The following is a 13,888-nucleotide window of genomic DNA, read 5'->3' on the forward strand; positions in this document are numbered from 1 at the left end:
CTTGCACCCACGGGGTTCCTCAGGGCCGGGGCACGTTCCGGAGGTTGGAGCGGGCCATCTGGAGCATGCGGCCCACTCCTCCGTCGAGGACGATCTTCGAGGCGGACAGGGCGAAGCCGGTGACCATCTCGGTGCTGATCTTCGGCGGGATGGAGAGGGCGTTGGGGTCCGTGACGATGTCGACGAGGGCGGGGCCCTTGTGCTTGAACGCGGACTTCAGGGCCCCTGCGAGGTCCTTGGGCTTCTCCACGCGCACGCCATGGGCACCGCAGGCGCGGGCCACGGCCGCGAAGTCGGGGTTCTTGTTGGTGGTGCCGTAGGAAGGGAGTCCGGCGACCAGCATCTCCAACTCGACCATGCCGAGCGAGGAGTTGTTGAAGAGGACGACCTTCACGGGCAGGTCGTACTGGACGAGGGTCAGGAAGTCGCCCATCAGCATGGAGAATCCGCCGTCGCCGGACATCGACACGACCTGCCGCCCGGGGTCGGTGAACTGCGCCCCGATCGCCATGGGCAGCGCGTTCGCCATCGAGCCGTGCGAGAAGGAACCGATCACCCGGCGGCGGCCGTTGGGCGAGATGTAGCGGGCGGCCCACACATTGCACATGCCGGTGTCGACGGTGAACACCGCGTCGTCGTCGGCGAGTTCGTCGAGTACGGAGGCCACGTACTCGGGGTGGATCGGGACGTGCTTGTCGACCTTGCGGGTGTACGCCTTCACGACCCCTTCGAGTGCGTCGGCGTGCTTCTTGAGCATCTTGTCGAGGAAACGCCGGTTCGTCTTGGTCTTCACCCGGGGCGTGAGACACCGCAGGGTCTCCTTCACGTCACCCCAGACGGCGAGGTCGAGCTTGGATCGGCGGCCCAGGTGCTCCGGACGCACGTCGACTTGGGCGATCTTGACGTCGTCGGGGAGGAAGGCGTTGTACGGGAAGTCGGTGCCGAGCAGGATCAGCAGGTCGCACTCGTGGGTGGCCTCGTAGGCGGCGCCGTAGCCGAGCAGACCACTCATGCCGACGTCGAAGGGGTTGTCGTACTGGATCCACTCCTTGCCCCTGAGGGCGTGCCCCACCGGTGACTTGACCTTCTCCGCGAACTCCATGACCTCGGCGTGCGCGCCCGCCGTGCCGCTGCCGCAGAACAGGGTGACCCTGTCGGCCTTGTCGATCATCTCGACGAGTTTGTCGATCTCGGCGTCGCCGGGGCGGACGCTGGGCCGGGAGGTGACGAGGGCGGTCTCGGCGGCCTTGTCGGGGGCGGGCTGGTCGGCGATGTCGCCGGGGAGGGTGACGACGCTGACGCCGGAGCGGCCGACGGCGTTCTGGATGGCGGTCTGCAGCAGCCTCGGCATCTGCTTCGGGTTGGAGATCATCTCGCTGTAGTGGCTGCACTCGCGGAACAGCTGGTCCGGGTGGGTCTCCTGGAAGTAGCCGAGGCCGATCTCGCTGGAGGGGATGTGCGAGGCGAGGGCGAGCACGGGGGCCATCGAGCGGTGGGCGTCGTAGAGCCCGTTGATGAGGTGCAGATTGCCGGGTCCGCAGGAACCGGCGCAGGCCGCGAGTGTGCCGGTGATCTGGGCCTCCGCGCCCGCGGCGAAGGCGGCGGTCTCCTCGTGCCGTACGTGCACCCAGTCGATGGCGGAGTTGCGGCGGACGGCGTCCACGACGGGGTTGAGGCTGTCGCCGACGACGCCGTAGAGGCGTTTCACCCCGGCCTTGACGAGGATGTCAACGAACTGTTCGGCGACGTTCTGCTTGGCCATGGATCCATGCACCCCTTCGGTCTCCTTGGGTCCATCAATCCACAATGGCCGCGATCACGCCTCCCAAACAGCGGCGGCTGTACGGTCGTCGGCGTATCCCTTGACCCGGACTTGGGAGTCGGCGAGGAACGTGGCGAGGCCGGGCGGGGGTCCTGACCACCTTCCCGTGAGGTACTCGCACAGGTCGGGCTCGCCGCGCAGGGGGTCGGCGAGGCCTCCGGTGCACATCAGGAGGGTGTCACCCGGGCGGGCGACGGAGGCGCGGAAGAGGAAGGGTTCGCGGGGCGGCTCCGGGGCGGGTTCGTAGGGGCTCGAGGGTGTGGGGATGCCGAGGTCCATGGTGAGGCGGTCGCCCTCGGGGGTCTCGGTCGGCAGCGAGCCGAAGCCGACGACCGGTTCGCCGGTGACGTCGGTGAGGCGGGGTTCGATGTCGTGCCACTCGCCGTCGCGGAGGCGGAAGAGGCCGCCCGTGCCGACGCCGAAGAAGACGCGGATCCGGCAGTCGGGGTCGGCGGGCAGGAGCAGACAGCGCAGGGTGGCGGCGTACTCCTCCGGGTCGATGCCCTGCTCGACGGCGCTGGCGCGCAGCTTTCCGAGGCTGCGGTCGGTGAGCCGGTGCAGCCCGGACTTGAGGTCACCGCGGCGGGCGGCGCTGATGTCCTGCGCGAGCCGGGCGTGACTGCGCCCTATGGCCCGCCCGATCAAGTGACAGGCCTCGGCGGCGGCACGGTGGGCGCCGGGGGTGGCGCGGGCGCCGGTGGCCATGGCGACGAGGATCAGCGCCTGCTCGCCGGTGCCGAACCGGGCGGTGAGCAGGGAGTCCCTTCGCGGCTCGCCGCGGAACCTGGCCGAGTCCCCTCGCACGGACACCGCTCGCAGCGTGCACGCCCCGTACCGGGCGCCGTCCAGCACGGTGTCCGCCACCAGGTCGTCGAGTTCGTCGGGGTCGGCGGGCGGGAGGGCGGTGGGTTCGGCGTCGTAGGTGGGAGGACCGGAGCCGACGAATCCGACGGGGGCGGGCGGGAGGGTGGGGATGTCCACGCGGGTGGCGGTGCGGGGTGCCTGCGGCGCGGGGGCGGGGTTCTGGTCGGCACGTTCGCGGTCTTGGCCACGTCCGGGTGGCTCGGAGGGGTGAGGGGTCGGGTTGGGCTGAGTGGAACCCGGACCGGAGCGGGATCCGGGTGCGGGGGGTTCCTGGGCGAGGTCGGCTTGGACGTCGGGTGCGGCGGCCCACCAGTCGCCTTCGACGCGACGCGCACCGGCTCCGCCTCGGTCCGAGGGTCCTGGCTGACCATCGGGGCCGTCGCGCGTGGGCAAGTCCTCGGCGCCGCCTCCGGGGTCCGCGATGCCGGAGGCGGGGTCGCCCCTGCGCGAGCCGCCCCCGGCCGGGGCGCCGCCACGCGGATCGACTCCGCCGACGCCCCGCCCTCCGAAATCACCGCGGCCTGGCGAAGCGGCCCGATCACCGTCCGGCGGCGGACCGTCAGCGACACCACCCGCTCCGCCGACGCCACGCCCTCCGGCATCGCCGCGGCCGGAGGAAACGACCGGTTCACCGCCCGACGGCTGACCATCAGCGACACCACCCGCTCCGCCGTCGTCGGGCGAAACGGCCCGGTCGGAGTCCTGGGGCACGTCATCAGCGACACCACTCCGCGAAACCGTTCCGCCGACGCCACCGCTACCCGAGCCGCCGTCATCTGGCGAAACGGCCCGGGCTGAGTCCTGCGGCGGCGGGGGTGGAGCCGCTGGGCGAGGTGGGGCTGAGGGGTGTGGGGGTGCGGCGGTCGGCGGCCTCGGGGGCTCGGTGGGCATGCGCGAGGGAGGAACGGTCGCGGCCGGAGGCCTCTCGGTGGACTTACGGCCGCCGGGTGGCGGGGGCGGGCGGTCCTCGGCGGGACGCTCGACGAAGCCGGGCGGCTTGGGGCCGGGCGGGAAGGACGCGGGGCCGTCGGATGCGTCGGTTGGCGCCTGCCAGGGGACGCGGTGCCGACCGGGTGGGCGAGCCGTCCCCTCGGAGAAGCCTGTCCGCGGCGCGGGGACCCCGGTACCGGGCCGACGGCTCTGTCCGTCCGCAGCACCCGGCTCGAAACCGGACTGTCCTTCACCGGGTCCGGTCTCAGCGCCGGGCCACCCACCACCGAGCCCCGCCCCCAAGCCCGGCTGCTCCCCAGCAGGCCCCGACCCCGAACTCGGCTGCCCCCCACCGGGCCCTACGCCCGACCCGGGCCACCCACCACCGAGCCCGGCCCCCAAGTCCCGCTGATCCACACCATGTCCCGCCTCCGACCCGGGCGGTCCATCATCGGGTCCTGTCTCAGAGCCGGGCCGTCCACCACCGCGCCCCAAACCCGGCTGCCCCACAGCAGGCCCCGCCTCCGACCCCGCCGGTCCATCACCCCGTCCAAGCTCAGGCCCGGGCCACCCACCACCGCCCCCCGCCCCCGAACCCGGCTGCCCTCGGCCTCCCGCCTCCGAGCGGAGCCGTCCCTCGCCGGCCGCTTCCTCGAAGGTCAGTCGCCCGCCCCCCGAGCCGTCCCGGACCGCCCCCGCCGCCGAGGCGAAGCGGTCGTCCAGGGTGTCCGGGGCCGGTGTGGGGCCCGTGTCGTCGGTGGAGTCGTACAGTTGCCCCCACCAGTCGTCCTCGTGACCGCGACCGGTGGGTGTTCCCCCCTGCTGGCTCATGCCCCCAATTGTCCACCGCACGGGCGGTATGAAAACGGGGCATCCCGAAAATCAAGCCCCGTCCCGCGCATCGAACTGTGTTGCGAAAGGGTCGCCGGACGGTTCCACCCCCCACGGGAGAACCGCCCGGCGACGCCGAGTGACCCGGACTCCGACCCCTATGGTGGACGCACGTCGTGGGGACCGGTCGGGTCGGCCCTGAGTGTGACCTGCTTCCCTGTCGCAGAGCTGTGGCGGACGACGGCCCGAGTGCCCACAGCCGTGAGGCCGATGCGCAGTCCTTCACCATCGGTCCGGGGCGATATCGCTGACCTGCGCTTTCTGCCTGCCTCCTGCACCCTGGACTCATGGGAGTGTGGGATCTCCTGCTGGTCGGCCTGGTCATGCTGTTCGGCCTGGTCGGGGTTCTGTTGCCCGGGGTGCCGGGGTCATGGCTCGTGTGGGCCGCGGTCCTGTGGTGGGCGCTGAAGGATCCGCAACCGGTCGCGTGGATCGTGCTCATGGGGGCCACGGTCGCCCTGTTCCTCTCCCAGGTGGTGCGCTGGGCCCTGCCACCACGCCGACTGCGGGAGAGCGGGGCCACCCTGCGCATGGCGGGCTACGCCGGAGCCGGCGCATTCCTCGGCTTCTTCCTGATCCCTGTGCTCGGCGCGATCCCCGGGTTCATCGGCGGCATCTACCTCTCGGAACGCCTCCGCCTCGGCCGCCACGGGGCGGCGAAGGCCTCCCTGCGCACGGCGATGCACTCGGGCGGCTCCAGCGTGCTGGCGGAACTGTTCACGTGTCTGCTGATCATGGGCGCGTGGCTGGGGACGGTGCTGTGGGGCGGCTGACCTAGGACCGCAGCCCCAGACAGGCCTAGGACGTGATTCCGATGTGCGGACGGCGCGGGCGTGTTTGGGTGGCGGGCATGACCGAATTCAGCGAGGCCGAGCGCGCGTACCTGAAGTCCCAGCGGCTGGGACGACTCGCCACCGTCGACCCGCAGGGACAGCCGCAGGCCAACCCGGTCGGCTTCTTCCCGCAGGACGACGGCACCATCCTGATCGGTGGCTACGCGATGGGCCGCACGAAGAAGTGGCGCAACCTCCAGAAGAACCCGAAGGTCGCGCTGGTCGTCGACGACATCGCCAGCCTGAAACCATGGACGGTACGCGGCATCGACATCCGCGGAGAGGCGGAACTCCTCACGGGCCCGCACGAGTTGGGCCCGCACTTCAGCGAGGAGCTGATCCGCATCCATCCGCGACGGATCCACAGCTGGGGGCTCGAGGAGTCCTAGAGGGCACCTTCGAGGCTGAGCAGGGCCGTCTTGCGCTCCAGACCGCCCGCGTACCCGGTGAGCAGGCCGTTCGCGCCGATCACCCGATGGCACGGGCGGAGGATCAGCAGCGGGTTCGCGCCGATCGCGCCGCCCACGGCCCGGACGGCGACGCGCGAGGCACCGACGCGGGCGGCGATCTCGCCGTACGTCGTGGTCGCCCCGTAGGGAACGTCGTCGAGGGCGTCCCAGACGCGGGTCCGGAACTCGGTGCCTTCAGGACGCAACTCGAGCTGGAACTCCTTGAGTTCACCGGCGAAGTAGGCGGCGAGCTGCTCTTCCGCGTCCCGGAAGGGGGTGGGGTCGTGGACCCAACCCTCCTGCACGGTACGGCCGTTCTTCTGCTCCGGAACGGACAGCGAGGTCAGCGCGCCGGTCTCGTCGGCGGTGAGGAGCAGGGCGCCGACGGGGCTGTCGAGACGGTTCCAGCGGATGGCCATGATTACTCCAACTCTCCTGCTGTGCACAGGTGTTGCCAGGCGTAGGAGCGCCAGGGGCGCCAGGTGTCGGGGACGTCGAGGCCCGGTGGGGCGACATCGGGGTCACCGAGGGCGCGGGTGCGGATGACGGCGACCGTACGGGCGTCAAGGCCGGGCAGGGCGAGGAGTGCGTGCCCCACCTCGTCGCGGTCGGCACCCGGATCGAGTCGTACGGCCCCGTCGGCCAGGGCGGTGGCCAGCGTGCCCACAGGGCCGGTCGCCTCCGAAAGGGCGGCGGGCTCGGGAAAGAGGTGGGTGAGGCCGCCGCAGGCTGCGTCCAGGGTCTTGCCGTATCGCCGGACGAGCCGTTCGGATGCGCTACGGCCCACCAGTGCCCGTACAGCGAACTCCTCGGGGTCGGCGGCGCCGGGCGACCGCAGTCCTGGCCGGGCGGCGACCAGGGGAGCGAGCCGGGTGTCCTCGCCGAGCCGCTCGTCGACGGCGTAGGGATCGGCGTCGAGGTCGAAGAGCCGGCGCAGTCGTCCGACGGCGGTGGTCAGGTCGCGGGGGTCGGTGAGGTGCAGGTGGGCGTCGAGCCAGCCGCCGGGGTTCGCGCCGGAGGTGGTTCCGGTCGTACCGGTGCGTTCGTGGACGGCGACGATGCCGGTGCCGTGCGGGAGGCGGAGAGTACGGCGGTAGGTGCGCCGCCCGGGTGCCCCGCTCACCTCCTCGACGCCGGGTACGGCCTCGCTCTCCAGCAGGTCGAAGACGGCGCCGGACCGGTAGGGACCGCGGTGGGCCAGCCGTAGCGGAATGCCCGCCGTGGGAGTGGCCGCGCGGCGTGCGGTCCGGGCGGCGGCCCGCAGGTCGCTGGGGGTGGCGGCGTAGATCTGCCGGACCGTGTCGTTGAACTGCCGCACGCTGGCGAAGCCCGAGGCGAACGCGATCTCCGTGACCGGCAGGCCGGTGGTCTGGAGCAGGACGCGCGCGGTGTGGGCCCGCTGGGCGCGGGCCAGGGCGACGGGGCCGGCGCCGAGCTCGGTGGTGAGCTGGCGCTGGACCTGGCGGGCGCTGTAGCCGAGGCGGCCGGCGAGCCCGGCGACGCCCTCCCGGTCGACGACACCGTCGCCGATCAGGCGCATCGCCCGGCCCACCACGTCCGCCCGTACGTTCCAGTCCGCGGAACCGGGGACCGCGTCCGGGCGGCACCGCCGGCAGGCCCGGAAACCGGAGCCCTGCGCGGCGGCGGCCGTCGCGTAGAAGCGGACGTTGCGACGCTTCGGGGTCACCGCGGGACAGCTGGGCCGACAGTAGATCCCGGTCGTCTCGACAGCGAAGAAGAACTCCCCGTCGAACCGGGCGTCCCGGCTGCGAACGGCTTCGTACCTGGTGTCTTCGTCCATCACGTGTCCCAGTGTCCGCCGCGGGCGAGGATGCCGCTGGCGGAAATCGGACACGGTGATGGGGGCACAGCGTCAGTTCCGTGCGCCTGCACCCCCTCAGGGGCGCGGGGAACTGCGCGACCAGCCCCCACCGAACCGCGGCCGAACGACCCTTACGCCCACCGCCCCCGCTTCGCCTCCATCGCCGCCTTCCCCTCCGCGCCCCTCTTCTTCCAGTCCTTCCGGATCTCGGCACGCAGCCGTGCGTCCGTCTTCGCCACGATCCGCTGGTTCTCCCGGATCAGCTTCCGGTAGCTCTCCAGCCGCCGCTCGGGCAGCTCACCGGAGTCGATCGCGGCAAGCACCGCGCACCCCGGCTCGCTCTCGTGCGCGCAGTCGTGGAAGCGGCACTGTGCGGCGAGTGCCTCGATCTCGGAGAAGACCTGTCCGACACCGGTCTCGGCGTCCCACAGCCCCACGCCCCTGAGGCCGGGCGTGTCGATCAGTACGCCCCCGCCCGGCAGGGCGAGGAGGTTGCGGGTCGTGGTCGTGTGGCGTCCCTTCCCGTCCGCGTCCCGTGCGGCCTGTACAGCCATCACGTCCTCGCCGATGAGCACGTTCGCCAGGGTCGACTTCCCCGCGCCGGACTGCCCGAGCAGCACGGTCGTACCGCCGGAGACGACCGCGACGAGTACGTCGAGCCCCTCCCCGTCCAGCGCGCTGACGGTCAGCACCGGGACGCCCGGCGCCGTCGTCTCGACGTCCTGCACGAGATGCGAGAGCGTCACCGCGTCCGGCACGAGGTCGGCCTTGGTGAGCACGACCACCGGCTGTGCGCCGGACTCCCAGGCCAGGGCCAGGAACCGTTCGATGCGGCCGAGGTCGAGCTCGACGGCCAGCGACACGGCGACGATCGCGTGGTCGACGTTGGCCGCGAGGATCTGCCCCTCGGACCGCTTGGAGGAGGTGGAGCGTACGAATGCGGTACGGCGTGGCAGATACGTCCGTACATAGCGAGGGTTGCCCGCGGGCTCGACGACGGCCCAGTCACCGGTGCACAGGACCCGCATCGGATCGGGCGGGGTGACGAAGGCCGTGTCGGCCCGCATCATCCCTTCGGCGGTGACGAGGTCGCACTGCCCGCGGTCGACCCGGACCACCCGTCCGGGCAGGAGCCCCTCGGGCTCGTAGGGGGCGAACTCGTCCGCCCATGCCTCGTCCCAGCCGTAGGGAGCGAGAGCGGAGAAAACCTGAGAAGTGGAGCTGGAAGTCAAGGGAGACCCTTCACAAGGGTGGCCCCGGCACCAGGAGTTGGTGTCAGCCGACGGCCACAGAGGTGGACTTGATGATCTGGATGCGAGCAGCGCTCATCGCAAAGACAGCCATCGGTCGACACCTCCCTCATTCCTCGCTCGTGGGGCACGGCAGCCATGAGCCGCCGGGCGAAGCGGTCTCACCTTAGAGGCGCCGGCGTCGGGGGCGCCACCGGTTTTTCCGGACCCGGGTGCGTCGCCCCCCTCACTCGAACAGCCCGGTGCGCTGGTCGTACGGAAGGAGCGGTTGTGGCATGGAAGCACCCCTCATCTCCAGGAGACCTCGTGATGACCCACCGTCCGCCCCGCACCTTCCGCGTCCTCGCCTCGGCCCTGGCGGCCGGAGCCCTGTTGACGACCGCCGCGTGTGCGGACGGTGACGACAGTGGTCCGGACCGCGCGGACACCACGGAGACCACGACGGAGATCTCCTCCACGCCGCTCGCGCAGCAGTCCCCGGCGGCGCTCACCCCGGCCGGGGCGCGTGCCGCGCTGGTGACGGAGGCGGATCTGGAGGACGACTGGACGCAGGTCAAGAACGCGGCCACCTGGCGGGACAGCCTGCTGGTCGGCCAGGTGGACGTCGCCGACTTCCTCACCGGCAAGGCCGACGCGGCCGCCTGCCAGAAGCTGCTCGACCGGCTGTACGACGACGACCTCCTGGGCAAGCCGTCCGGAGCGTCCGCGCTCACCGGCTTCAAGGAGGGCGATGCCCGGCTGCTGTACCAGGTCGCCGCCTATGACAAGGCCGCGCTGGACACGTCCTTCGCCTGGCTGAAGAGCCTGCCGGTCAAGTGCGACCAGTTCACGGTGAAGGACAGCTCGGGCGGGCAGCGCACGGTCGAGGTGGTCGGGACCTCGCTTCCCAAGGAGGGCGATGCCCGGCAGGGGCTGCAGGTCACGGTCCGGGGCACCTCGGGCGGCGAACCCACCACCCTCACCCTCGACGTCGCGGCCCTTCGGTTCGGCACGGACGCGATCGCCTTCACCAACGGCGGTCTCGACGGAGCCGACGACGACACCACCGAGCAGGCGGCGAAGCTGGGCGCGGCACGTCTCGAGGACGTCCAGGCGGGCCGGACCCCGTCCGCCGACCCGAGCGAGATCGACTGACGGCCCGGTGAGTCCCGTCCGTCCCACAGCCCCGCGGTTCGACGTCGGGGTGTTCCCGCCGAGTGCGACATGTGACATAGTACTGGCGTGAGCAAGCGACTGACCTGCGATGTCGTGGTCGTCGGAGCCGGGATGGTGGGCGCCGCCTGTGCCCTGTACGCCGCCCGGGCGGGCCTCGACGTGATCGTCGTCGACCGCGGTCCGGTGGCCGGCGGTACGACCGGCGCCGGTGAGGGCAATCTCCTGGTCTCCGACAAGGAGCCGGGGCCCGAGCTCGAACTCGCCCTGCTGTCCGGCCGCTTGTGGACCGAGTTGGCGGAGGAGATCGGCGATGCCGTCGAGTACGAACATAAGGGCGGCGTGGTCGTGGCCTCCACCTCCGACGGCCTCGAAGCCCTGGAGACGTTCGCGACCGGCCAACGGGCCGCGGGCGTCGAGGCGGTGCGGGTGGACGCAGGCCGACTCCGTGAACTCGAACCCCACTTGGCGCCCGGACTCGCGGGCGGTGTGCTGTACCCCCAGGACGCCCAGGTCATGCCGACGCTGGCCGCCGCTCATCTCCTACGGGCCTCGGGTGCCCGGCTGTTCACCGGCGCGGCGGTGACCGAGGTGCTGCGCGGCGCCGACGGTGCCGTGCGCGGGGTGCGGACCGGCCGGGGCGAGATCCACGCCCCGCATGTCGTCAACGCCGCCGGGACCTGGGGCGGTGAGCTGGCCGCGCTGGCGGGAGTCAGCCTCCCCGTGCTCCCCCGGCGCGGCTTCGTCCTCGTCACCGAGCCGCTCCCCCGCCGGGTCCACCACAAGGTGTACGCCGCCGACTACGTGGCCGACGTGGCCAGCGACTCGGCGGCCCTGCAGACCTCACCGGTCGTCGAGGGGACGGCGGCCGGGCCCGTCCTGATCGGCGCGACCCGGGAACGGGTGGGCTTCGACCGGTCGTTGTCGCTGCCCGCGTTGCGCGCGCTGGCGAAGGGCGCGACGCGGCTCTTCCCGTTCCTGGAGCGGGTGCGCGCGATGCGGACGTACTTCGGCTTCAGGCCGTACATGCCCGATCACCTGCCCGCGATCGGCCCCGATGCGCGGGTGCCCGGGCTGTTCCACGCCTGCGGGCACGAGGGCGCGGGCATCGGACTGTCCACCGGGACAGGGCAGTTGATCGCCCAGGTGCTGACCGGACACGCTCCCGAGCTCGGTCTCGCACCCTTTCGTCCCGACCGTTTCCCCGCCTCCGCCTCCACCGCCTCCACCTCCGACTCCGAGGAGGCCTCGTGAACCCGCTGGAGCTGGTGCGCGCCGAGCCCGGTCCCGCCTTCACCGTCACACTCGACGGGCGGGAGATCGAGGCCCTGCCCGGCCAGACCGTCGCCGCCGCGCTGTGGACGGCGGGCGTCACCTCCTGGCGCACCACCCGCGGCGAGGGCCGCCCGCGCGGGATGTTCTGCGGCATCGGCGTCTGCTTCGACTGCCTGGTGACCGTCAACGACCGCCCGAACCAACGGGCCTGCCTGATGCCCTTGCGGCCGGGCGACGCGATCCGCACCCAGGAGGGAACGGGCCACGATGACTGAGCCGAGCCTGGCGGTGATCGGCGCGGGTCCGGCCGGACTCGCGGCCACCCTCGCGGCGGCCACCAGGGGCATCCGGGTCACCCTGCTCGACTCGGCCGCAGAGGCGGGCGGGCAGTTCTACCGGCAGCCCGCACCCGGGCTCGGGGCCCGTCGACCGCAGGCACTGCATCACCAGTGGCGGACCTGGGAGAGACTGCGGGACGGACTACGAGCCCATGTACAGGCGGGCACCGTAAGGCACATGACGGACCATCACGTCTGGTTCGTCGAGCGCCGGGGCACCGACGGGTTCGCCGTGCACGCCCTCGTCGGCCCCGAGCAGGAGCAGCCGGCCGAGGTACGCGCAACTGCGGTCCTCCTCGCCACCGGCGGCTACGAGAAGGTGCTGCCCTTCCCCGGCTGGACCCTGCCCGGTGTCGTCACGGCGGGCGGGGCGCAGGCCATGCTCAAGGGCGGGCTCGTGCTGCCCGGCCGTACCGCCGTCGTCGCCGGGACCGGGCCGCTGCTGCTGCCCGTCGCCACCGGCCTCGCCGCGGCGGGTGCGACGGTCGCCGCGCTGGTGGAGTCGGCCGACCCGAAGTCGTTCGCACGGCGGTCCCGGGCGCTGGCGGGCCAACCGGGCAAGGTGGCCGAAGGCGCCCGGTACACGGGGCAGTTGCTCCGGCACCGGGTACGCACTCTCCTCCATCACACCGTCGTGGCGGCGCACGGAGCCGAGCGGCTGGAGGCGGTGACGATCGCGGCCCTCGACCGGGACGGACGGGTGCGCCAGGACACCCGCCGACGCCTCGTCTGCGACACCCTCGCCGTGAGTCACGGCATGCTGCCGCACACCGACCTCGCCGACGCGCTGGGCTGCCGGGTCGACGGGACGGACGTGTCCGTCGACGACGAGCAGCGCACCGACGTGCCGGGGGTGTGGGCGGCGGGCGAGACCACCGGCATCGGCGGCTCCGCCCTCTCACTGGCCGAGGGGCACATCGCCGGGCGGTCGATCGCGGCGCGGCTGGCCGGACGGGCACCGGATCCCGGTGAGTGGGCGGCCGCCGCGCGCACCCGGGACGGGCTGCGGGCCTTCTTCGCCGCCGTCGACTCCGTCTACGCGCCGCCCGCGCACTGGGCCGAGCAGGTCACCGACGGGACGGTGGTGTGCCGCTGCGAGGAGGTGTCGGCCGGTGCGGTGCGGGAGGCGGTGCACGAGCTGGGGGCCGGTGACCTGAGGACCGTGAAGCTGCTGACGCGGGCCGGGATGGGCTGGTGCCAGGGCCGGGTGTGCGGGTCCGGAGTGGCCGGTGTCGCCGGGTGCGCGGAGACGGCGGGCCGCAGGCCGTTCGCACGGCCGGTACCGCTGGGCGTGCTGGCCCGGGCCGGAGAGACCGAGGAACAGTGATATGTCACACTCCATTGAGAGGGGATCCACATGACCACCAGCCTTCGTCCGTGGCGCGGAGTTCTCGTCGCCACCGCCCTCCCGTTGAACGACGACCTGTCGGTGAACTACGACAAGTACGCCGAACACTGCGCCTGGCTGGTCGAGAACGGTTGCGACGGCGTCGTACCGAACGGCTCGCTCGGCGAGTACCAGGTGCTCACCCCCGAGGAGCGGGCCAAGGTCGTCGAGACGGCGGTGGCCGCCATCGGCGGCGAACGGGTGATGCCGGGCGTGGCCGCCTACGGCTCGGCGGAGTCCCGCCGCTGGGCCGAGCAGGCGCGGGACGCGGGCTGTGCGTCCGTGATGTTGCTGCCGCCCAACGCCTACCGCGCCGACGAGCGGTCGGTCCTCGCGCACTACGCCGAGGTCGCGAAGGCGGGTCTGCCGATCGTGGCGTACAACAACCCCATCGACACCAAGGTCGACCTGGTGCCGGAGCTGCTGGCCGCACTGCACGCCGAGGGGTTCATCCGCGCGGTCAAGGAGTTCTCCGGTGATGTCCGACGCGCCTACCAGCTGGCCGAACTCGCTCCGGAACTGGACCTGTTGATCGGCGCCGACGACGTCCTGCTGGAACTCGCCCTGGCCGGGGCCAAGGGCTGGGTGGCCGGCTATCCGAACGCGCTGCCCAGGTCCTCCGTCGAGTTGTACCGGGCAGCCGTCGCCGGCGACCTCGCGACCGCGAAGAAGCTGTACGAACAGCTGCACCCGCTGCTGCGCTGGGACTCCAAGGTCGAGTTCGTACAGGCCATCAAGATGTCGATGGACATCGTCGGCCGGCACGGCGGGCCCGTGCGCCCACCGCGCGTCCCTCTGCTGCCCGAGCAGGAGGCCGTCGTGCGGGCCGCCACGGAGAATGCCGTCGCCGCGGGACTCGCGTAACTCGTCAAGGA

The 13,888-nt window shown here is 72.2% G+C and carries 13 protein-coding genes; 8 read left to right on the plus strand and 5 right to left on the minus strand.

The annotated features are described in order from the left end of the window. Positions 1-19: 19 nt before the first annotated feature. Together AQJ46_RS20220 and AQJ46_RS20225 are read right to left on the minus strand one after the other, a co-directional pair. Positions 20-1,762: a pyruvate dehydrogenase gene (locus AQJ46_RS20220; RefSeq protein ID WP_059206942.1), complete on the minus strand. Its 1,743-nt coding sequence runs from the start codon at positions 1,760-1,762 to the stop codon at positions 20-22. A gap of 54 nt (positions 1,763-1,816) precedes the next feature. Continuing rightward, complete coding sequence (locus tag AQJ46_RS20225; RefSeq protein ID WP_059206943.1) at positions 1,817-2,803, minus strand: protein phosphatase 2C domain-containing protein; 987 nt, start codon at positions 2,801-2,803, stop codon at positions 1,817-1,819. A 168-nt stretch (positions 2,804-2,971) separates the two neighbouring features. Between AQJ46_RS20225 and AQJ46_RS56245 the strand changes: the two genes are divergently transcribed. The 3 genes from AQJ46_RS56245 to AQJ46_RS20245 all read left to right on the plus strand — a co-directional run bounded on the left by AQJ46_RS56245 (position 2,972) and on the right by AQJ46_RS20245 (position 5,729). Further along, complete coding sequence (locus AQJ46_RS56245; RefSeq protein WP_059206944.1) at positions 2,972-3,484, plus strand: hypothetical protein; 513 nt, start codon at positions 2,972-2,974, stop codon at positions 3,482-3,484. 1,310 nt (positions 3,485-4,794) lie between these two features. Then, entirely contained in the window at positions 4,795-5,280 is a 486-nt protein-coding gene (locus AQJ46_RS20240) for a DUF456 domain-containing protein (protein ID WP_059206946.1), read from the plus strand. Positions 5,281-5,357: 77 nt separating this feature from the next. Further along, positions 5,358-5,729: a PPOX class F420-dependent oxidoreductase gene (locus AQJ46_RS20245; protein ID WP_057610970.1), complete on the plus strand. Its 372-nt coding sequence runs from the start codon at positions 5,358-5,360 to the stop codon at positions 5,727-5,729. On the opposite strand, the gene AQJ46_RS20250 is transcribed toward AQJ46_RS20245, so the two are convergent. The 3 genes from AQJ46_RS20250 to rsgA form a co-directional block, all read right to left on the minus strand. Beyond that, on the minus strand, positions 5,726-6,208 hold the full coding sequence (locus AQJ46_RS20250; RefSeq protein WP_059206947.1) for a methylated-DNA--[protein]-cysteine S-methyltransferase: 483 nt from the start codon (positions 6,206-6,208) through the stop codon (positions 5,726-5,728). The genes AQJ46_RS20245 and AQJ46_RS20250 overlap by 4 nt on opposite strands. Positions 6,209-6,210: 2 nt before the next feature. Continuing rightward, the gene (locus AQJ46_RS20255) at positions 6,211-7,590 is read right to left on the minus strand and encodes a bifunctional transcriptional activator/DNA repair enzyme AdaA (protein WP_059206948.1); all 1,380 of its coding nucleotides are present in this window, start codon (positions 7,588-7,590) and stop codon (positions 6,211-6,213) included. A 152-nt stretch (positions 7,591-7,742) separates the two neighbouring features. Then, on the minus strand, positions 7,743-8,843 hold the full coding sequence (gene rsgA / locus AQJ46_RS20260) for a ribosome small subunit-dependent GTPase A (protein WP_059206949.1): 1,101 nt from the start codon (positions 8,841-8,843) through the stop codon (positions 7,743-7,745). 327 nt (positions 8,844-9,170) lie between these two features. Between rsgA and AQJ46_RS20265 the strand changes: the two genes are divergently transcribed. The 5 genes from AQJ46_RS20265 (at position 9,171) to AQJ46_RS20285 (ending at position 13,877) form a co-directional block, all read left to right on the plus strand. Further along, positions 9,171-9,995, plus strand: coding sequence for a hypothetical protein (locus tag AQJ46_RS20265; protein ID WP_059206950.1), 825 nt, complete (start codon positions 9,171-9,173; stop codon positions 9,993-9,995). 87 nt (positions 9,996-10,082) lie between these two features. Next, positions 10,083-11,267, plus strand: a complete 1,185-nt coding sequence (locus tag AQJ46_RS20270; protein WP_059206951.1) for an NAD(P)/FAD-dependent oxidoreductase — start codon at positions 10,083-10,085, stop codon at positions 11,265-11,267. After that, a complete protein-coding gene (locus AQJ46_RS20275) occupies positions 11,264-11,563 on the plus strand; it encodes a (2Fe-2S)-binding protein (protein WP_059206952.1) in 300 nt (99 codons plus the stop codon). Before AQJ46_RS20270 ends, AQJ46_RS20275 begins: the two co-directional genes overlap by 4 nt. Further along, entirely contained in the window at positions 11,556-12,953 is a 1,398-nt protein-coding gene (locus AQJ46_RS20280) for an FAD/NAD(P)-dependent oxidoreductase (RefSeq protein WP_059206953.1), read from the plus strand. Before AQJ46_RS20275 ends, AQJ46_RS20280 begins: the two co-directional genes overlap by 8 nt. Before the next feature lie 30 nt (positions 12,954-12,983). Then, the gene (locus AQJ46_RS20285) at positions 12,984-13,877 is read left to right on the plus strand and encodes a dihydrodipicolinate synthase family protein (RefSeq protein ID WP_059206954.1); all 894 of its coding nucleotides are present in this window, start codon (positions 12,984-12,986) and stop codon (positions 13,875-13,877) included. Positions 13,878-13,888 lie beyond the last annotated feature (11 nt).

Origin of the sequence: Streptomyces canus (assembly GCF_001514145.1) — a bacterium.
GTDB lineage: Bacteria > Actinomycetota > Actinomycetes > Streptomycetales > Streptomycetaceae > Streptomyces > Streptomyces canus.